Source organism: Methylosinus sp. RM1 (assembly GCF_011378635.1).
Classification (GTDB): Bacteria; Pseudomonadota; Alphaproteobacteria; order Rhizobiales; family Beijerinckiaceae; genus Methylosinus; species Methylosinus sporium.
In genome coordinates, this window is record NZ_WOVC01000035.1 from 1 (window position 1) to 17,713 (window position 17,713).

The 17,713-nt window shown below is 64.4% G+C and carries 21 protein-coding genes; 14 read left to right on the top strand and 7 right to left on the bottom strand.

The window, feature by feature from the left end; genetic code table 11:
* Positions 1-137: 137 nt before the first annotated feature.
* The 5 genes from FMZ75_RS17575 to FMZ75_RS17595 all read right to left on the bottom strand — a co-directional run bounded on the left by FMZ75_RS17575 (position 138) and on the right by FMZ75_RS17595 (position 3,973).
* On the bottom strand, positions 138-2,195 hold the full coding sequence (locus FMZ75_RS17575) for a YgiQ family radical SAM protein (protein ID WP_166144712.1): 2,058 nt from the start codon (positions 2,193-2,195) through the stop codon (positions 138-140).
* A 53-nt stretch (positions 2,196-2,248) separates the two neighbouring features.
* Complete coding sequence (locus tag FMZ75_RS17580) at positions 2,249-2,614, bottom strand: type II toxin-antitoxin system RelE/ParE family toxin (protein WP_370464743.1); 366 nt, start codon at positions 2,612-2,614, stop codon at positions 2,249-2,251.
* The gene (locus FMZ75_RS17585) at positions 2,559-2,840 is read right to left on the bottom strand and encodes a type II toxin-antitoxin system ParD family antitoxin (RefSeq protein ID WP_166144718.1); all 282 of its coding nucleotides are present in this window, start codon (positions 2,838-2,840) and stop codon (positions 2,559-2,561) included. Before FMZ75_RS17585 ends, FMZ75_RS17580 begins: the two co-directional genes overlap by 56 nt.
* 78 nt (positions 2,841-2,918) lie before the next feature.
* A complete protein-coding gene (locus tag FMZ75_RS17590) occupies positions 2,919-3,317 on the bottom strand; it encodes a metalloregulator ArsR/SmtB family transcription factor (protein ID WP_166144721.1) in 399 nt (132 codons plus the stop codon).
* Entirely contained in the window at positions 3,314-3,973 is a 660-nt protein-coding gene (locus FMZ75_RS17595; RefSeq protein ID WP_166144724.1) for a peroxiredoxin, read from the bottom strand. Before FMZ75_RS17595 ends, FMZ75_RS17590 begins: the two co-directional genes overlap by 4 nt.
* Before the next feature lie 90 nt (positions 3,974-4,063).
* Here FMZ75_RS17595 and FMZ75_RS17600 point away from each other — a divergent pair, with 90 nt between their 5' ends.
* The 6 genes from FMZ75_RS17600 (at position 4,064) to FMZ75_RS17625 (ending at position 8,634) form a co-directional block, all read left to right on the top strand.
* Positions 4,064-4,984: an MBL fold metallo-hydrolase gene (locus FMZ75_RS17600; RefSeq protein ID WP_166144727.1), complete on the top strand. Its 921-nt coding sequence runs from the start codon at positions 4,064-4,066 to the stop codon at positions 4,982-4,984.
* Positions 4,984-5,415: a YeeE/YedE family protein gene (locus FMZ75_RS17605; RefSeq protein WP_166144730.1), complete on the top strand. Its 432-nt coding sequence runs from the start codon at positions 4,984-4,986 to the stop codon at positions 5,413-5,415. Before FMZ75_RS17600 ends, FMZ75_RS17605 begins: the two co-directional genes overlap by 1 nt.
* Positions 5,409-5,831: a DUF6691 family protein gene (locus FMZ75_RS17610; protein WP_166144733.1), complete on the top strand. Its 423-nt coding sequence runs from the start codon at positions 5,409-5,411 to the stop codon at positions 5,829-5,831. Before FMZ75_RS17605 ends, FMZ75_RS17610 begins: the two co-directional genes overlap by 7 nt.
* Positions 5,832-5,863: 32 nt before the next feature.
* Positions 5,864-6,067: a DUF2892 domain-containing protein gene (locus tag FMZ75_RS17615; RefSeq protein ID WP_166144736.1), complete on the top strand. Its 204-nt coding sequence runs from the start codon at positions 5,864-5,866 to the stop codon at positions 6,065-6,067.
* Between the two features lie 79 nt (positions 6,068-6,146).
* A complete protein-coding gene (locus FMZ75_RS17620; protein ID WP_166144739.1) occupies positions 6,147-7,838 on the top strand; it encodes a bifunctional protein tyrosine phosphatase family protein/NAD(P)/FAD-dependent oxidoreductase in 1,692 nt (563 codons plus the stop codon).
* A gap of 10 nt (positions 7,839-7,848) precedes the next feature.
* Complete coding sequence (locus FMZ75_RS17625; RefSeq protein ID WP_166144742.1) at positions 7,849-8,634, top strand: sulfite exporter TauE/SafE family protein; 786 nt, start codon at positions 7,849-7,851, stop codon at positions 8,632-8,634.
* A gap of 130 nt (positions 8,635-8,764) precedes the next feature.
* Here the strand turns inward: FMZ75_RS17625 and FMZ75_RS17630 are convergent, their stop codons facing one another.
* Entirely contained in the window at positions 8,765-9,085 is a 321-nt protein-coding gene (locus FMZ75_RS17630) for a hypothetical protein (RefSeq protein WP_159289154.1), read from the bottom strand.
* A 358-nt stretch (positions 9,086-9,443) separates the two neighbouring features.
* Here FMZ75_RS17630 and FMZ75_RS17635 point away from each other — a divergent pair, with 358 nt between their 5' ends.
* The 8 genes from FMZ75_RS17635 to FMZ75_RS17670 all read left to right on the top strand — a co-directional run bounded on the left by FMZ75_RS17635 (position 9,444) and on the right by FMZ75_RS17670 (position 16,813).
* Entirely contained in the window at positions 9,444-10,304 is an 861-nt protein-coding gene (locus FMZ75_RS17635) for a bifunctional 5,10-methylenetetrahydrofolate dehydrogenase/5,10-methenyltetrahydrofolate cyclohydrolase (RefSeq protein ID WP_166144745.1), read from the top strand.
* 120 nt (positions 10,305-10,424) lie between these two features.
* On the top strand, positions 10,425-10,763 hold the full coding sequence (locus FMZ75_RS17640; RefSeq protein ID WP_142863941.1) for a Rieske 2Fe-2S domain-containing protein: 339 nt from the start codon (positions 10,425-10,427) through the stop codon (positions 10,761-10,763).
* Between the two features lie 60 nt (positions 10,764-10,823).
* Positions 10,824-11,285 carry an SRPBCC domain-containing protein gene (locus tag FMZ75_RS17645; protein WP_142863942.1) on the top strand — a complete coding sequence of 154 codons (462 nt, stop codon included), beginning with the start codon at positions 10,824-10,826 and terminating at the stop codon, positions 11,283-11,285.
* Between the two features lie 120 nt (positions 11,286-11,405).
* The gene (locus FMZ75_RS17650) at positions 11,406-11,819 is read left to right on the top strand and encodes a DUF2267 domain-containing protein (protein ID WP_142863943.1); all 414 of its coding nucleotides are present in this window, start codon (positions 11,406-11,408) and stop codon (positions 11,817-11,819) included.
* A 262-nt stretch (positions 11,820-12,081) separates the two neighbouring features.
* Positions 12,082-14,676: an HWE histidine kinase domain-containing protein gene (locus FMZ75_RS17655; RefSeq protein WP_166144748.1), complete on the top strand. Its 2,595-nt coding sequence runs from the start codon at positions 12,082-12,084 to the stop codon at positions 14,674-14,676.
* 112 nt (positions 14,677-14,788) lie between these two features.
* The gene (locus FMZ75_RS17660) at positions 14,789-15,253 is read left to right on the top strand and encodes a biliverdin-producing heme oxygenase (protein ID WP_166144751.1); all 465 of its coding nucleotides are present in this window, start codon (positions 14,789-14,791) and stop codon (positions 15,251-15,253) included.
* 409 nt (positions 15,254-15,662) lie between these two features.
* A complete protein-coding gene (locus FMZ75_RS17665) occupies positions 15,663-16,448 on the top strand; it encodes a hypothetical protein (RefSeq protein WP_166144754.1) in 786 nt (261 codons plus the stop codon).
* A gap of 59 nt (positions 16,449-16,507) precedes the next feature.
* The gene (locus FMZ75_RS17670; protein ID WP_166144757.1) at positions 16,508-16,813 is read left to right on the top strand and encodes a hypothetical protein; all 306 of its coding nucleotides are present in this window, start codon (positions 16,508-16,510) and stop codon (positions 16,811-16,813) included.
* A 22-nt stretch (positions 16,814-16,835) separates the two neighbouring features.
* Here the strand turns inward: FMZ75_RS17670 and FMZ75_RS17675 are convergent, their stop codons facing one another.
* Positions 16,836-17,642 (bottom strand): cyclase family protein, encoded by an 807-nt coding sequence (locus FMZ75_RS17675; RefSeq protein ID WP_166144760.1) that lies wholly within the window; start codon positions 17,640-17,642, stop codon positions 16,836-16,838.
* Between the last annotated feature and the right edge of the window lie 71 nt (positions 17,643-17,713).

The window sequence follows — 17,713 nt, forward strand, 5'->3', positions numbered from 1 at the left end:
ACAGGGCGAAGGCGAGGCTCATCACGGCGGCTCCAGAATCACTCCCCCGATAGGGAATCATGCCTGAGCCGATCCGTTAACCGCCGTTAACCCGAATTCGGAACCCTGCGAAGCAGGGGAGTGTGCGCTCGAAATCTCTATGAGCTCCGCGAGCGCAGCCCATTCGTCCGGAACTCCCGCGACTGTGGCCGCGCGCTCTTCTGGCCCATGCGGCGGCCTTCGCCGGCCTTGCCGGTTCCAACCGGTTGCCAGCCCGGCACGAGATGATGCTTGCCGGGGCCGATGAGATCGGCGCGGCCCATCGCTTTCAGCGCCTCGCGCAGCACCGGCCAATTCTCGGGATCGTGATAGCGCAGAAAGGCCTTGTGCAGGCGGCGCTGGCGCAGGCCCTTCACGGCGTCGACCTTCTCCGACGCGCCGCGGCGCACCGGCTTCAGTGGATTGAAGCCCGAGTGATACATGGCCGTCGACAGCGCCATGGGCGAGGGCAGATAGGTCTGCACCTGATCGGCGCGATAATTGTTCTTTTTCAGCCACAGCGCCAGATTCATCATGTCTTCGTCGCTCGTGCCCGGATGTGCGGCGATGAAATAGGGGATGAGGAAATATTGCTTCTTGGCCGCCTGCGCCGCCGCGTCGAACAGACGCTTGAAACGGTCGTATGAGCCAATGCCGGGCTTCATCATCTTGGAGAGCGGGCCGCTCTCCGTATGTTCGGGCGCGATTTTGAGATAGCCGCCGACATGATGCTCGACCAGCTCGCGCACATAGGCCGGGCTCTTCACCGCGAGATCATAGCGCACGCCCGAGGCCACCATCACTTTCTTGACGCCGGGAATTGCACGCGCCTTGCGATAGAGCTGGATCAGCGCGTCGTGGCTGGTCTCGAGGTTCTTGCAAATATCCGGATAGACGCAGGAGGGCCGCCGGCACAGCGCCTCGGTCTCGCGATCCTTGCAGGCGAGGCGATACATATTCGCCGTCGGCCCGCCAATGTCGGAGATGATGCCGGTGAAACCTTCGGTCTTGTCGCGGATCGTCTCGATCTCTTTGAGGATCGAGCCTTCCGAGCGCGATTGGATGATGCGCCCCTCATGCTCTGTGATGGAGCAGAAGGAGCAGCCGCCGAAACAGCCGCGCATGATCGTCACGGAATGACGGATCATCTCCCATGCAGGGATAGGCAGCGTGTAGGACGGATGCGGCGCGCGCGCGAAGGGCAGATCATAGACGCCGTCCATCTCCGCCATGGTCAGTGGAATGGGGGGCGCGGTGAGCCAAATGTAGCGCGTTCCATGACGCTGCGTCAGCGGCCGCGCATTGCCGGGATTGCTCTCCCGATGCAGCACGCGCGAGGCGCGGGCGTAGGATTCGGGATCATTGGCGACCTGGTCGAAAGCGGGCAGGCGAATGACGATATTTTCGCTCTGCGCATCCTTGCGCATGCGGCCTTCGTCGGGCTCGTCGATGTCCTCGGCCGAGGCCTCGAGCCAGCCCTCCGGCGTCGCGTCGCGCGTGAAGGCGACGCCGCGCACATCGGAGAAATCCTGCGCCATGCCGCGCTTGGCGATGCGATGCGCCACTTCGACCAGCGCGCGCTCGGCATTGCCATAGAGCAGCAGATCGGCCTTGGCGTCGAAGAGAATGGAGCGGCGGACCTTGTCGGACCAATAGTCGTAATGGGCGATGCGCCGCAGCGACGCCTCTATGCCGCCGAGCAATATGGGCGCATCGGGAAAAGCCTCGCGGCAGCGCTGGGCGTAGACGATGACGGAACGGTCCGGCCTTTTGCCGCCTTCGCCGCCGGGCGTATAGGAATCATTGTGCCGCAGGCGCCGGTCGGAGGTGTAGCGGTTCACCATCGAATCCATATTGCCGCTGGTGACGCCGAAGAAGAGATTGGGCTTGCCGAGCCCGCGGAAGGCGGAAGCGTCGCGCCAATCCGGCTGCGCGATGATGCCGACGCGAAACCCCTGCGCCTCGAGCAGGCGGCCGATGATGGCCATGCCGAAGCTCGGATGGTCGATATAGGCGTCGCCGGTGACGAGGATGATGTCGCAGCTGTCCCAGCCGAGCGTCTCCATCTCGGCGCGCGACATGGGCAGAAAAGGCGCGACGCCGAAGCGATGCGCCCAATGCTTGCGATAGGAGAACAGCGGCTTGGCCGCGCCTCGATTTTCGGAGGCTTTCGTCATGGCCTCGTGAATATCATGGAAGGCGGGCCGGATGCGAGGATGCGCTGCGCCTTTCATCCGTCGTCGATCGACAGCGAAGCTTCGAAATCCTGTCCGCCATAAAAAACGCCGACGATCGTCACGACGTCGGCTTCGACCGCAAATGCGATCGTCGCGCGCCGACGAAAGCCGATCGTTCGGAGCCCAGGCCGCAAATCGTCGCGACATGTCCCGCGCTCGGGGAAGCTGCGGAGACTTTCGCAATAATCCACGATCGCGGCGGTGAAACGCTCGGCCGCCGACGGCGTCGCCCGCTCGGCAAGCGATAGATGGCGACGAACTGCGCCTCGGCTTCGGGCGAGAAAATGACGAGACGGGACTCCATCAAGGAGTTGTCTTCGTCGCTTGCTCATGCTCGGCCGCCAGCGCCGCGCGAACATCGGCGGGAGATCGTCCGCGCGAGGGGTCGATCTTCATCCTGTCATAGGCTGGCGCGACCTCCTGCGACAGCCAGTTCTCGACGGCGCGGTCGCGCGCCAGCAGGGCGCGGAGGCTATCGCGAATGACCTCGCTTTCGCTGGCGTATTCCCCGGATGACACTTTCATCTTGACCAATTGCGCCATTTCGGTCGGCAGCGTCACGCTGAATTGCTGGGTGCTCCGCATTGGCTTCCCTGATAATGCTCAATAGGATTTAACACTACCGGCGGCCGCGCGTCGAGGTGGAGGCGGCCACGGCATCGGTTACACGATCTTCGCGAACGCCGCCGCTCCGGCCTTGCCCGGCGGCTCGCGCTCGGCCTGCGGCGCGCGCAGCGCGTCGGCGAGGGCGCCTTGGGGGTCGGCGGCGCCTTCGAAGATCGCCTCGACGCATTTGACGCAGAGCGTCACCTTGGCGTCGGTCAGGCGGTAGAAGACCTGCTTGGCGGCGCGGCGCGTCTCCACCAGCTCGGCGCGGCGAAGCTCGGCGAGCTGCTGGCTCAAGGCCGGCTGCTGAATCGCCGTCGCGGCCTCGATCTCACCGACCGTGTGCTCGCCGGCGAGGAGATAGGATAGGATCATCAGCCGCTGCGGCTGCGCGAAAATCTTCAGCCTCTCGGCGGCCTCATTGGCGCGCTCGCGGGATTGGTAGAGTGCGGTCATTTGCCTGAATCTTTGCAAGTCCGATAGAACCAGCTGTCGGTCGCGCCCGGCGCGAGCGCGTCCTGCACGGCGCTGGTGGGCGGCAGCAGGAGGTCGTCGCCGGGCGTCCAGCCCTCCGGAGTCATCACTTCGCCGGAGGCGGCCTTTTTCAGCGCCGTGACGAGGCGCAGCATCTCCTCCACCGAACGGCCGACCGTCAGCGGATACCAAGTGAGCGCCCGCACGATTCCCTCCGGGTCGATGTAATAGGTCGCGCGCATCGCCGAGGAATCTCGTGCGGTCTCGTCCAACATTCCATAGGCGCGACCAATGGTCATGGTCGGATCCTCGACGATGGGGAAGGGGACGGTGACGCCGAAAAGGTCGCGAATCGCCCGCACCCAGGCGAGATGCGAATAGAGGCTGTCGACAGAGAGCCCCAGCAGCGCGCAGCCGACGGCCTCGAAGCGCGGCGCGGCGCGCGCCAGCGCCACGAATTCGCTGGTGCAGACCGGCGTGAAATCCGCCGGATGCGAGAAGAAGATCAGCCAGCGGCCGCGGAACTGATCGAGACGAATGTCGCCGCCGGTGGAGCGCGCCTGAAAAACCGGCGCGAGATCGCCGACGCGCAGCGCGCGCACGGCCGTCGTAGGAGCCGAAGTCGGTTCTTTTTCCATGGCTTTCAAATGCCCCCATTCCGAGCTTGACACAAGCAGACTATACGATTACATAAATCATGTAACAATGAAATTAAACGGGAGGTTGCCATGACGGATGCAGCGCTAGAGCGGGCTAGGGAACAGATCCTCGCCGCCGCGAAACGGCCGTCGATTCAGGTCGAGACCTTCTTCGACGAGCCGACTTTTACAGCGTCTCACATCGTCTACGATCCGACGACGCGCCATGCCGCGATCGTCGACAGCGTGCTGAATTTCGATGCGGCGTCCGGCCGCACCTCGACCAAAGGCGCTGACGAGATCGTCGCTTACGTGAATCGTGAAAGTCTGACGATCGACTGGCTGCTGGAAACCCACGCCCATGCCGACCATCTCTCGGCCGCGCCCTATTTGCAGACCGAGCTCGGCGGCAAGCTTGCGATAGGCCGTGAGATCACCACGGTTCAAACCGTCTTCGGCAAGGTCTTCAACTTCGGGACGGAGTTCGCCCGTGACGGCTCGCAGTTCGATCATCTGTTCGACGATGGCGAGACTTTCGCGATCGGCGAGATTCCGGCGATCACGCTGCATGTGCCCGGCCATACGCCCGCCGATGTCGCCTATGTGATCGGCGACGCGGCCTTCGTGGGCGATACGCTGTTCATGCCCGACTATGGCACGGCGCGCGCCGACTTCCCCGGCGGCGACGCCCGCGCGCTCTATCGCTCCATCCGCCGGCTGATGGCGCTGCCGGACGAGACGCGGCTGTTCCTCTGCCACGACTACAAAGCGCCGAACCGCGATGCCTACGCCTGGGAGACGACCGTCGGCGCCGAGCGCAAGGGCAATGTGCATGTGCATGACGGAGTCGGCGAGGACGCGTTCGTCGAGATGCGCACGCATCGCGACGCGACCTTGGACCTGCCGCATCTGATCCTGCCCTCCGTGCAGGTGAATGTGCGCGGCGGTCGCCTGCCGCCGCCGGAGGACAATGGCGCGCGCTATCTGAAGCTTCCCTTGGACGTGTTCTGATGACGCTTTTCTCCTCGATGACGCAGGGTCTCGCCGGCGGGCTGATGATCGGCGCGAGCGCGTCGATCATGCTGCTCGCCGCCGGGCGCATCGCCGGCGTCAGCGGCCTCTTCGCCCGCACGCTGGGCCTCACCAAGGCCTGCGGGCCGGATGGTCTGGCGGCGGGCTTCGTTGTCGGCCTGCCGCTCGGCGCGGGGGCGCTCGTTCTTCTCACAGGGCCGATCGAGATGCGCTTTCCTCCGCTGGCGATGCTGCTGATCGGCGGGCTGCTCGTCGGCTATGGGGCGCGGCTCGGCTCCGGCTGCACCAGCGGCCATGGCGTCTGCGGCCTGTCGCGCCTCTCGAAACGCTCGCTGGTCGCGACGGGAGTGTTCATGAGCGTCGCGGCGGCGACGGTGGCGGCGATGAATGCGGCGGGGCTCGCATGGTGAAAAGCTCCACTCTTCTCGGCGTGTTCAGCGGCGTGATTTTCGGCCTCGGCCTCGCCGTCTCCGGCATGGCGAATCCGGCGCGCGTGCGCGGCTTTCTCGATGTCTTCGGCGACTTCGATCCGACGCTCGCCTTCGTGATGATCGGCGCGCTCGTACCAATGGCGATCGCTTGGCGCGTCATGCGCCGGCTGGAGCGCCCGCTCGCCGCCGAGAGCTTCGATCTGCCGCCGACCTCGCCGATCGACGCGCGCCTCGTTACGGGCGCGGCGATCTTCGGTCTCGGTTGGGGGGTCGCCGGACTTTGCCCCGGGCCGGCGCTCGCCGATCTCGCCCTCGCGCCTCTCGAGGCCGTGCCCTTCGTCGCGGCTATGGCGCTCGGAATGGTTCTGCAGCGCGTCACCGCGCAAAAAATGTGAAAGCCCGAGCACTCGAACGAAAGGCCCGAGTCATGACCAGGAATGTCGGAACATTAGACCGCATTTTCCGTCTCGCCATCGTCGCCGCCATTGCATTGGCCTATTGGCTCGGCGCGCTCTCTGGCGGCCTCGCCATCGCGCTCGGCGTCGTCGCGATCATCGCCTTGGCGACCAGCCTCGTCTCCTTCTGCCCCGCCTATCGTCTCTTTGGAATCTCGACCTGCGAGCGCGTCTGAACCGACGCGTTCCGCCGGTCGCGGCTTCTCCCCGACACACACCTAAAAAAGCGAACAAAAAAAAGAGGAACGCACCGTCATGAGCTTTACGAAACTGTCGTCCGCTTTCTCCGTCTTGCCGCAGATCTCCGAAGCCGATGTCGAGCGCGCCGCGCGCGACGGGTTTCGTCTCGTCGTCGATTGTCGTCCCGATGATGAGGAGCAGGGCCAGCCCAATTTCCGCGACGTCGCCGAATGGGCGGCAAAGCATGGTCTTTCGGCGAAGCATGTTCCAGTGACGCCCTCGAATATAGACGATGCGTCCGTCGCCGATTTCGCCGGCGCGCTGGCGACTGCGGGCGGTCCCGCGCTCGGCTATTGCAAGAGCGGCAGGCGCGCGAGCGCATTATGGGCGCTGTCTCAGGCCATGCCGCTCGGCGCCGAAGCTGTTCTCGTCGCGGCGAAAGAGGCCGGCGTCGATCTCGAGCCGTGGAAGGCGCGCATTATCGCGCGTGGCGGCGCGCCGGCCAACGATCGTGGTCCTGGCTCCTATGATGTGGTGATCGTCGGCGGCGGCAGCGGCGGCGTCGCCGCGGCGGCGAGCCTTTTGAAGCGTCGGCCCTCGCTCTCCATCGCCATCGTCGAGCCGGCCGAGTTCCACTATTATCAGCCCGGCTTCACCCTCGTCGGCGCCGGCGTGTTCGAGCCGGAAGTGACGAAGCGTCCGATGGCCTCGATCATCCCGGACAAGGCCGTCTGGATCAGGAAAGCGGTCGCCGAATTCGCGCCCGATTCCGATGAGGTCGTTCTCGACGACGGCTCGCGCCTGCGCTACCGCGCGCTCATCGCCTCGCCCGGCATAAAGCTCGATTGGGAGGCTATTCCCGGCCTCGTCGAAACGCTCGGCAAGAATGGCGTCACTTCCAATTATCGCGCCGATCTCGCGCCCTACACGCATTACCTCGCGCAGACTCTGCGCGGCGGACGCGCGCTGTTCACGCAGCCGCCGATTCCGATCAAATGCGCGGGCGCGCCGCAAAAGGCCATGTATCTCTCCTGCGACGCCTGGCGGCGCGCCGGCGCGCTCTCCAACATAGAGGTCGAGTTCCACAATGCCGGCGCCGTGCTGTTCGGCGTGCCGGCCTATGTGCCGGCGCTGATGGAATATGTGAAGCGCTACGGCATCGATCTGCGCCTCGAATCCAAGCTCGTCGCCGTCGACGGCCCCGCCAAGATCGCGACATTCGAGGAGAAGGACGCCGATGGCGCGATCATTCGCGTCGAGCGCGAATTCGCCATGATGCACGCCGTGCCGCCGCAGCGTGCGCCTGATTTCGTCGCCAAAAGTCCGCTGGCCGCAGAGAGCGGCTTCATCGCCGTCGATCCAGAGTCGCTGCGTCATACGCGCTTTGGAAACGTCTTCGCGCTCGGCGACGCCATAGCGACGACCAACGCCAAGACGGCGGCCGCCGCGCGCAAGCAGGCGCCGGTCGTCGCCATCAATGTGCTCTCGGTTCTCGACGGCAAGGCGCCGCATGTCGGCTATGACGGCTATGGCTCCTGCCCGCTCACCGTGGAGCGCGGCAAGATCGTGCTCGCCGAGTTCGGCTATGGCGGCAAGCTGCTGCCGAGTTTCCCAAAATGGCTCATCGACGGCACGCGTCCGTCGCGCGCGGCGTGGTTCCTGAAGGAGCGGCTGCTGCCGCCGATCTATTGGCGCGCGATGCTCAAGGGCCAGGAATGGCTCTGCGCGCCGCATATGATCGAAAAGGGCGAGCAGCCTGCAGAATGACGAGGCCGATGTGCAGCTAGAGCTCATTCAATATGTGATCGGCGCCGGCTGCGGCGCCGCCATCGGCTTCACGCTCGGCCTCATCGGCGGCGGCGGCTCGGTGCTCGCCGTGCCGCTGCTGGTTTATGTGGTCGGGGTGAAGGACCCGCATGTCGCCATCGGCACCAGCGCATTCGCCGTCGCCGTCAATGCGGCCTTCAGCCTATGGAACCATGCGCGCTCGGGCTCGGTGAAATGGCGCTGCGGCGGCATATACGCCGCGGCCGGAATGCTGGGGGCCGTCGTCGGCTCGACGATCGGCAAGAGCTTCGACGGACAGCGGCTGCTGTTTCTCTTCGCGCTGGCGATGATCCTGACCGGCGTGATGATGCTGCGCGGCCGCGGCGCCGCGGGCGACGCCGCTGTCGAATGCACGGTGGAGCGCGCGCCGCGCGTCGCCTCGTTCGGACTCGTCACGGGATTGTTCTCGGGCTTTTTCGGCATAGGCGGCGGCGTTCTCGTCGTGCCCGGCCTTGTCGGCTCGACGGGAATGCCGATGATCAACGCCGTCGGCACGTCGCTCGTCGCCGTCACCGTCTTCGGCCTGACGACGGCGGCGACTTACGCGGTTTCCGGCCTCATCGACTGGCTGCTCGCGATCGTCATCATCGCCAGCGGCGCGATGGGAACGTTGATGGGCGCGGCTATGGCGCGGCGCCTCTCGAAGAAGACGGGGCAGCTCACCGTCGCCTTCTCGATCGTCGTCTTCGCCGTCGCAGCCTATACGCTGTTCAACTCGCATCTCATCGCGCGATGAGGCGCAAGAAGACGATTTCGGCCGCGCCTCTCACGCCGCCGACTCGTCGTCCATCACAGGCATTCTCTGGAAGGCGCGGCCGCAGCGCGGCCTTCGCCGGGCGGTCGCGCCTGCTCGGCGCAGAGCCCCCTCAGCCCATTCCCGCCGTCTTCAAAATCGTGCGCGCATCGACGAGGGCGGCTTCGACGCCTTCGTTTTTGTCGAGCGCTTCGACCAGCTGCTTGAGACAATCGATTGCCGTGGGTTCGAAGAGACGCTTCGTCGAGAGAGTGTGCTCCCGCGATTCTTCGACAGCGCGAAGGATCGCGCGAACGTGCCGCAGCTTGTCCGCGAGCGGCTCGCCGAGCGACGACTTTTGCGCTTGCTCGTCGGAAAGGGGAGGGAGTTGACGCCGGCGCGCGCGCGTCGGATCTCGCCCGAAATTGATCGAGGGCTCGTTTTTTTTGGTCATCGTCGATGTCATCTGTATCGTTTTGGCGCGGTCGAGAGCTCCACAACACGAGACTCTCAATGCATTGGAATTACGCATTTTTTTTACAAGAACGCGTGATCCCGCCGCTTCCAAAATGGGACGCGTCGACGATCGTTCGTACGGTATCGCAAGCGCCGTGCCTCCAAATCCTTCGATCGGAGGAGATCGGGGAAACGATCGCATCGGGCGCGTCGCATTCGGCGCGTTCGGGCGCTTGCGGCATTATGATGCGGCGCTCGCCGCGCGATGGCGACGACGGCGCGAGAGGCGGCCGCTAGACTGCGCTTGTCGGGATTTGTCCGACGGGAGCCGAGGGCGCGACGAAAGGCGTTCACCGATGCAGAAGATCTACAGCAGAGAAATCGTCGCCGCGCGCAAGGCGGCGCTCGTCGAAGCGATCGGCGCGCTGAGGGCGCGCGGCGTCGTCCCCAAGCTCGCGGCCGTCGTCTGCTCGGCCGATCCGGCGGCTCTGAGCTATGTCGCCGTCAAGCGCAAGCACGCCGAGGAAGTCGGCGCCGATTTCGAGGGCGTCGATCTCTCCCATGCCGGCTCTTACGGAGAAATCGCGACGCATATGCGCGCGCTCTGCGCGCGGCCCGATATTCACGGCGTCATTGTCGTCATGTCGTCCAAGCCCGAGGTCGACGAGATCGACGTGACCAATCTCGTCCCGGCGCATAAGGACGTCGACGGCCTCTCGGTCGGCAATCTCGGCGCGCTGCTGCAGAACGGACCGCATCAGCGCTTCATCGCGCCGGCGACGCCGCGCGCCTGCATCGCGCTGGCGGAGACGCAGGAGCCGCTTGCGGGCAAAACTGTCGTCGTCATCGGCCGCGGCCGCACGGTCGGCAAGCCGCTCGCCAATATGCTGGTCAACGCCGGCGCCACCGTCACGGTCTGCCATTCGGCGACGCAGGACATTCCGAAATTCTCGCGCGCGGCGGACATCGTCTTCGTCGCGACCGGCCGTCCGCATTTCTTCGGGCGCGACTATTTCTCCGAAGGCCAGCTCGTCGTCGACGCCGGCGTCGGCTTCATCGACGGCAAGCTCGCCGGCGATGTGGACGGTGCTGCGCTCGAGGGTTTCGACATTCGCCTCACGGCGGTTCCCGGCGGCGTCGGCCCGCTGACCTCCGTCCTCATTCTCGAAAACCTCTTGGCGCTGATCGCGCACGCCGAGGCGGCGCATCGACTGTGACCGATAAGCTCCGGGGCTGGAAGGCGCGCGCTCGCGAGAGCGGGCGGCGCCGGCCGGATCGGCTCTGGTCCGCAACTTGCGTGTCGTGGCGGGAAGCTTCTTGAAACGAGGGCGATCCCGATGGCGTTCACCTTTATCTGCAACACCAGCGCCGTGAGCGAAGGGGCCATGGGCCTGTTTCAGGCCGGCCGCAAGAGCGTCCTGCTGGTCTGGCCGGCCGGCGGCGAGCTGAAAGCCTTTCGCGGCCGCTGTCCACATGCCGACATGCCGCTCAATGAAGCCAGTTTCGACGGCAAGACCGTGCTCTGCAATTATCACAATTGGGGCTTCGACGGCGTCAATGGCAAATGCGTGACGCATCTCGTGCGCAACGCCCTGCATCCTTACGAGCTGAAGATCGAGGGCGACGAGATTCAGGTCGATCTCGGCCAGGCGAAGGCGGCGCGCGCTCCGGCGTGAGCTGTCGCCGGGCGCTTTGGCAGGGTTGTTGCTTCTAATTCTGAAACAGGAGCGACAGCCGTGCCCGAGACGCGAAGCATCACGACCGAGAAAGATTTCGAGCATCCGGTCGACGCAGTCTGGCGCGCCATGACGGATTCGGAATGGCTCGCCGTCTGGTTTTTCCCCAATGACATCCGGCCCGAGGTCGGACATTCCTTCACCATTTGGAGCCGCCCGATCGAGCGTTGGGACGGAGAGTTCCAATGCAAGGTGCTCGAGGTCGTCCCCGGCGAGAAGCTCAGCTTCCGCTGGAAGGGCGGCCATGAGGAGCTCAAGGGCTTCGGTCACTATATGGATGTGACCGTCACCTGGACGATCTCCGCCCTGCCGAATGGCGGCACGCATTTCCACTTCGTCCAGGAGGGGATCTCTACCGATCCGACCTCCGACGCGCTCTATGACATCATGCTCAAAGGCGCGGACAGCGTGATGCGCAGCCTCGCCAAGCGCATTCCCGACCTCCTCGAGCACGAGCCCTGACGCGCTGGCCCCGAACCTGGGGCCGGGCTCCCGCGTTCGTCGCATGGGATGGCGCAAAGGCGCGTCCGCGCTAAAAGCAGGGACGCGCCGCTCTCGGCGCGATCGACCGACGGGGGGCATATGGAGGAGATCGCCGCATCGATCGGCAATCACGTCGGGATATCCGCGCCGACCGCCCGTCTGGCGATCGGCCATATTTTCGCGTTTCTGGAGAAGCGTGACGCCGCCATCGGCGGCGAGCTGATCGCGCGCGTGTCCGGCGGCCGCGAGGCCGTGGTGGAGGCGCTCGCCGCCCCGCGTCGCGGCCTGCTCGGATTGGCGCTCGGCGGCCTTGGGACTCTGGTCGGGAAAAATCAAAAAGACGTGATCGAGCTGACCTCGCGGCTGACCAGCATGGGGCTTTCCGCCGCGCAGCTGCAAAAGCTCGCCAAAGCGGTCTTCGTGCTCGCCGAGCAGGCAGTCGGCCGCGCCGAGCTGCAGACGATCACCGATACGATTCCGGGCTTCTCGAAATTTCTCTGGCCGAACGGCTGAGGCCGCTCGCTTTGGCCGGGGTCGAGCCGGTCGCCGTCAAGATCGACCTCCATTTGTTCCGCCGTCACGCGTTCCGCCCTTCGCGCAGGCGCCGCCGCCCGCAGTCCGGCCTCGCGGACCGCCCGCGCGGAAATCCAGTCCTGCTCGGGTCTCAATGGCTAATTTTGATTCACCGTGAGAGCTTCGCCGGCGCCCCTACGAGCCGAGGCTTCCGGCCTTATATGGCTGCCTATCGCAGACATGACGCTGGAGCGGCGACGCGATGACGCCAGTAGACGCCTCGGAGCGCGTCGACCTATCGATCTGCGATCGGGAGCCGATCCATGCGCCGGGCGCGATCCAGCCGCATGGCGTGCTGCTGGCTCTCGATCCGAACGATATGCGTATCGCCCAGGTCGCCGGGGACACGCAGGCGCTGCTCGGCGCGCCGCATAGCGCGCTGATCGGCCAGAACGTCGAGGCGCGGCTCGGCGCCGTGGCGGCGACGCGATTGACGCGGCTCGCCGCCGACGCCGCCGGGCCGCGTTCCTGTCTCGCCTTCGAGACCGAGGCCGGCGATGGCGCGCTCGCGCTCGAGGGCGTCGTCCATCTCGGCGATGGCGTCATTCTCGTCGAGCTGGAGCCGCGGCGCGACGGCGTCGAGAGCGATCCGCTCGGACTCGTGCAGAAAATGCTCGCCGCGACGGCGGCGGCCGAGACGTTGGAGACCTACGCCGAGGCGGTGGCGCGGGAAACGGCGCTCGCCACCGGCTTCGACCATGTCATGGTCTATCGCTTTTTTCCGGACCGCTCGGGGAGCGTGATCGCCGAGGCGGCGGCCGAGGGCTGCCCATCCTATCTCGGCCTGCGCTTTCCGGCCTCGGACATTCCGCAGCAGGCGCGCAGGCTCTATCTCACCAATTGGCTGCGCCTCATTCCCGACGTCCGCTACACGCCGGCGCCGATCGAGCCGGCGCTCTCGCCCGCGACCGGGCGGCCGCTCGATCTCAGCCATAGCGTGCTCCGCAGCGTTTCGCCGGTGCATTTGCGCTATCTCGCCAATATGGGCGTTCGCGCTTCCATGTCCTTGTCGATCGTCGTCGGCGGCGAGCTGTTCGGCCTCGTGGCCTGTCACCATCGCACGCCGCATTTCATCGATCTGCGCCGGCGCGCGGCCTGCGAATTATTCGCGCAGATGATTTCGCTCGAGTTCCAGAGCCGCATCGAGGCCGAGACGGCGAAGCGGCGTACGCGCGCCGGCGAGGTCCAGAGCCGGCTGGTCGGCGCGCTGTCGGGTCGCGCCGATCTCGCCGGCGCTCTGCTCGAGGGTAAGCCCGATCTGCTCGATCTGATCGAGGCCGACGGCTGCGCGGTCGTCGTCGAGGGGGAATGCGCGACGCTCGGACGCACGCCGTCGACGCAGGAGATCGGCGCGCTGCTGAGCTGGATTCACGCGCAGTCGAAACAGGGCCTCTTCGTCAGCGATCGTCTGCCTTTGTCCTATGCGCCGGCCGAGGCCTTTTGCGACGTCGCCTCCGGCGTGCTCGCCATCGCCATCTCGCGCACGCCGAAGGATTATGTGCTGTTTTTTCGCGGCGAGCTGCGGCAGCTGGTCCGCTGGGCCGGAAATCCGGCCGAGGCGGTCGCGATGGATGGCGAGACGCTGACGCCGCGCGCCTCTTTCGAAGCCTGGGACGAGACCGCGCGCCTGCAATCGTCGGCCTGGAGCGACACGGAGATCGAAATCGCGCGATCGCTGCGCTCGGCGATCCTCGAAGTCTTCGTCCATGCGCTCGACCTCGCCGTGCGCGAGCGGCAGGCGGCGCAGGCGCATCAGCATTTTCTGATGGCCGAGCTCGAGCATCGCGCCAAGAACATATTGTCGGTGATCCAATCGCTGGTGCGCTTCACCGCGCGCTCCGCCGCTTCGCTCGAGGAATTCAACGCGACGCTGCAGAGCCGGCTCTCGACGATGGCGCGCGTGCAGACGCTGTTGACGCAGAGCCGATGGGAGGGACTGTCGCTGCGCGCCATCGTCGAGGACGAGCTCGCGCCTTTTCGCCAGGGGAGGGAGAGCGCCTGCCGCATCGACGGCGAGCCCGTGGCCTTGAAGCCGAAGGCGGCGCTCGCCGTCAGCATGGCGATTCACGAGCTCACGACGAACGCGGCCAAATATGGCGCGCTGTCGACGCCGGGCGGCCGCGTGCGCGTCGAATGGCGCCGCCGCCGCGAAAAGGGCGAGGAGCGGCTGACGCTGACCTGGAAGGAGGCCGGCGGCCCGCCGACGGCGCCGCCGAAGCGATCGGGTTTCGGGCGTATGCTGATCGAGCGCACGATGGCGATCGATCTCGGCGGCGAGGCGGAACTGCGCTTTCCGGCGACGGGAGTAGAATGCCGCATCCGCATTCCCGTGTCGCAGATCGCTTTCGCCAAAGGCCCGCAGGAGAGCGAGAGGCGCCCGCGTTCCGCCGCCGCGGTCGAGCCGGCGGCGCTCGCGCGTCGCCGCGTGCTGCTGGTCGAGGATGCGGCGCTCGTCGCGCTGTCGGTCCGCGAGCTGCTCGAGGAATGGGGAATGGAGATCGCGCAGAGCTGCGCGACTGTCTGGGATGGGCTGCGCGCGGCGCTGCGGCATGATTGCGACGTCGCTCTGCTCGACATAGACCTCGACGGCGAGCCCGTATGGCCGGTCGCCGACGCGCTCGCGGAGGCGCATGTCCCCTTCGTCTTCACCACGGGATTTGCGAATCGCGCCGTGACGCCTTCGCGATTTGCGGGCCGTCCCGTCGTGACCAAGCCTTATGCGGCGGAGGAGCTCGTCGGCGCGCTGTCGCGCGTCATGGCCCAGAGCGCTTCGCCCCAAAAGGCGGCGCGGACATGAGCATTGAGGGCGAGCGGGCCTCGCCGGCGCGCGCGGCGCCGCGCATCTGCGGCTTCACCATCATCCGGCGCTGGCGGCGCTCGCGGCGGGGACGATCGCGCCGACGCAATATTTGCGGCTGCTGGCGCGGCTCTACGGATTTCATCTGCCCTTCGAGCGAGCGCTGTTCGAGGCGGCGCTGTGTTTCGGCGTCGATGCGCGCATCGGCGCGCGGGCGCATCTGCTGGCGCGCGATCTCGTCGATCTCGGCGCCGATGACGAGACGATCGCCGCCCTGCCCATGGCGAGGCGGCTCGCGCCGCGCGGCCATGGCGAATGGCTCGGCGCGCTCTATGTGCGCGAGGGCTCGACGCTGGGCGCCGCACGACTCGCCGCGGCGCTCGATCCGCTGCTCGGCGCCGGCATTCTGCGCGGCGCTGGAGGACGGCGCCGCGCGCGGCCTGCTGCCGGAGATGGTCGAAGGCGCGCGCGCGACATTCGAGGCGATCGAGCTTTGGCTCGCCGATCAGAATTCGACGCCGAGCTGGCCGATCGCCGCGCGCGGCGCAGCGGGGAATTAGTGGCGCTCGCTTCCTGAGTATGGTTGGCGCAATATATTTCGCGCTGTCGCCAGGAATGTGTGCAATTGTGAGACTTGTGGGAGCGTGGGCGGGGGGACGTGGAGTCGCGTCTCCGAACGTCGACGTGCCGCTATGACGCATTTTTCGCCGTGACTCGGCCTTGCCAAAAGTGTTTGGTTGGGGGAAGTTTCCGATCGGATCGAGAGCTGCGCTGCGGCCGCGTTGTCCTCGTTGCGTGCTGGACCCTGCCGGCGCGCGGTTTGTGCATCAGGTATCGAGATGAAGCTGTCGTTATTGATTACCGGTCAAATTCGAAACGAGGCTGAGTTCCGAATTTTGGTAAGAGAGATCGATTGTGTCGCGCACCGATTTCATAAAATCGTGTTTTCGTCCTGGTCTGATCAACTCAGATTGGCGCAAGCTACAATGTCCGACAACGAAACAGGTTGTCATATTGAATTTTGTGATTGTGGCTGGCTTCTTCCTCTCATCGATACACTACATGGTCGCTTCAAGAGCTTTTTAGCTCAGCATCAACAGTTGGCGCTGGGGCTAGATATTTTCGACGCCGACAGTCATGTCTTGAGGATCCGGGCCGATTTCAAGTCACAAGTGACGGGGCATTTTCGACAATTCGTCGAGATATTGGATGCGGCGTGGCGGCTCGACGAATCCAAGTGCCTGATCTTGGGAGCGGCTGGGTTTGTTCCGTACTTCTTTGAAGATAGAATATTGATGCTCACTCCGAGCGCTGCGGCAAAATTAAAAAATATGCCAATGGCGAATATATATAAAATCGATTACTATAACATTTATCCTGAATATTTGATATATTCGACAATGATGGGTGGGTATGATCTTGGAGATCTGTTCTTGAGGCATGACCATAGTTATGTAGAAAACGCTTGTCATATCTCTGAATATGACCGAATCGCATTTGGAGAAAATTACGAGATTTTCGTTGAAAGGTATATCGAGAGGTTCGAGGAGAGTTTTATGTTTTTGGGAGACGCTGCTTTCGAGGTCGGAATGCATGAGTTGTTTTCTGAGATCGGATTGTATCTGGGCTTTGACAGCCGAGACAAGGCGACACTCAAGGGTGGCGGACAAAGGTTCGAGAGTTCTACAATTGCTCAGATCGGCTCGACAGGGCTCACCCTCCGGAAAAAAGTAGAGGCTTCGATGGAGTCGAGTCTGAAAAGCAAACTTTGAATATGTTCAAGAACGAGTATGTCTGTCAGAGATATTCTAATATAGTAGAACGGAGCGGGTTGAGCAAAGATTCGATATTTTATTACGAATATCTAGAGATTTTCGGCTGTTCGTTGTATTTTCTCGGCCGAGTCGATCACGCGAGGCTGATTTTGGATGAGGTCGTAGCGTCTGGCAAAGCCGGTCAAGAATGCTTTTTTTATCTGGTCATGATCGTGGCGTCGGCAGGCGACTATGGCAGATTGGAGCAGATTTCCCGTTTGTTTCTGGAAAGATTTCCAAATGGAACTCGCGTGAAAGAGCATATCGAGGGGGTCTGGAAATCTGTCGATCGAACGCCGCCGAGCGATCTGAAGTTTCGATAATCGATCGGCAATTTATTCACTTCTACCGTGCCACCATCGCCACGATCCGCGCCGGGCCGCCTGTGCCGCCGGAAATCTTCATTGGCAGAGCGAAGACGATGGCGCCGGTCGCCGGCAATTTGTCGAGATTATCGAGATTCTCGAGCCCGGCGGCGTCGGCGCCGGCGACGATTCGATGCACCAGAAAATCCTGCGACGGGCCATTGTCGACGCTCGCCGTGTCTATGCCGATGAGCTTGGCGCGGCGATCGACGACGAGCAGCGCCGCCGCCTGCGCGCCATAGCCGGGGAAATGCAGATGCGTCGCGTCGCCGGGCGTATCATCGCCGAGATAGGATTTGCGGTCGCTCCAGCGCGCGCTCCAGCCGGTGCGCAGCAGCACGATCGCGCTTGGCGGAATGCGCCCATGCGCCGCCTCCCATTCGGCTATGTCTTCCGGCGTCAGCGTGTAATCGGGATCGGCGGCGGCCTTGGCGCTCACATCGATGACGAAGGCGGGCCCGACGAAGCGATCGACGGGAATTTCGGCGTTCGTCCAATGGCCTCGAGCGAAATGCAATGGCGCGTCGAGATGCGTGCCGCCATGTTCGGGCGAGCAGAAGCTGTTCGCGGCGTAGAAATAGCCGCGCTCGGTGAGGCCGTTGTGCAGCGATTTGAGCTCGAAGCCCGAGGGCGAGGTCGGCCAATAAATGGTTTTGGCGTCGAAGGAATGGGTGAGATCGACGATGGTCGATTTGGAGAGATCGAGGCTCTGGCCGAAGGCTGGCGCCTCGATCATGGATGAGAGAAAAGAGGCCAGGACCAAGCCGCGGATCGGGTGATGCGCCATCGATCGATCTCCTCGCAAAGAGAAGCGATCCTGCCATGCGCGAAAGCTCCGGCTCAATCGTGTGGAGGCCG

Excerpts from the sequence above, each read along its gene's own strand:
- FMZ75_RS17605 (WP_166144730.1), top strand. The coding sequence starts at position 4,984 with ATGACGCTTTTCTCCTCGATGACGCAGGGTCTCGCCGGCGGGCTGATG.
- FMZ75_RS17595 (WP_166144724.1), bottom strand. The coding sequence starts at position 3,973 with ATGGAAAAAGAACCGACTTCGGCTCCTACGACGGCCGTGCGCGCGCTG.
- FMZ75_RS17635 (WP_166144745.1), top strand. The coding sequence starts at position 9,444 with ATGCAGAAGATCTACAGCAGAGAAATCGTCGCCGCGCGCAAGGCGGCG.
- FMZ75_RS17675 (WP_166144760.1), bottom strand. The coding sequence starts at position 17,642 with ATGGCGCATCACCCGATCCGCGGCTTGGTCCTGGCCTCTTTTCTCTCA.
- FMZ75_RS17580 (WP_370464743.1), bottom strand. The coding sequence starts at position 2,614 with ATGTTCGCGCGGCGCTGGCGGCCGAGCATGAGCAAGCGACGAAGACAA.
- FMZ75_RS17590 (WP_166144721.1), bottom strand. The coding sequence starts at position 3,317 with ATGACCGCACTCTACCAATCCCGCGAGCGCGCCAATGAGGCCGCCGAG.
- FMZ75_RS17650 (WP_142863943.1), top strand. The coding sequence starts at position 11,406 with ATGGAGGAGATCGCCGCATCGATCGGCAATCACGTCGGGATATCCGCG.
- FMZ75_RS17575 (WP_166144712.1), bottom strand. The coding sequence starts at position 2,195 with ATGACGAAAGCCTCCGAAAATCGAGGCGCGGCCAAGCCGCTGTTCTCC.
- FMZ75_RS17610 (WP_166144733.1), top strand. The coding sequence starts at position 5,409 with ATGGTGAAAAGCTCCACTCTTCTCGGCGTGTTCAGCGGCGTGATTTTC.
- FMZ75_RS17640 (WP_142863941.1), top strand. The coding sequence starts at position 10,425 with ATGGCGTTCACCTTTATCTGCAACACCAGCGCCGTGAGCGAAGGGGCC.
- FMZ75_RS17655 (WP_166144748.1), top strand. The coding sequence starts at position 12,082 with ATGACGCCAGTAGACGCCTCGGAGCGCGTCGACCTATCGATCTGCGAT.
- FMZ75_RS17665 (WP_166144754.1), top strand. The coding sequence starts at position 15,663 with ATGTCCGACAACGAAACAGGTTGTCATATTGAATTTTGTGATTGTGGC.
- FMZ75_RS17615 (WP_166144736.1), top strand. The coding sequence starts at position 5,864 with ATGACCAGGAATGTCGGAACATTAGACCGCATTTTCCGTCTCGCCATC.
- FMZ75_RS17585 (WP_166144718.1), bottom strand. The coding sequence starts at position 2,840 with ATGCGGAGCACCCAGCAATTCAGCGTGACGCTGCCGACCGAAATGGCG.
- FMZ75_RS17620 (WP_166144739.1), top strand. The coding sequence starts at position 6,147 with ATGAGCTTTACGAAACTGTCGTCCGCTTTCTCCGTCTTGCCGCAGATC.
- FMZ75_RS17600 (WP_166144727.1), top strand. The coding sequence starts at position 4,064 with ATGACGGATGCAGCGCTAGAGCGGGCTAGGGAACAGATCCTCGCCGCC.
- FMZ75_RS17630 (WP_159289154.1), bottom strand. The coding sequence starts at position 9,085 with ATGACCAAAAAAAACGAGCCCTCGATCAATTTCGGGCGAGATCCGACG.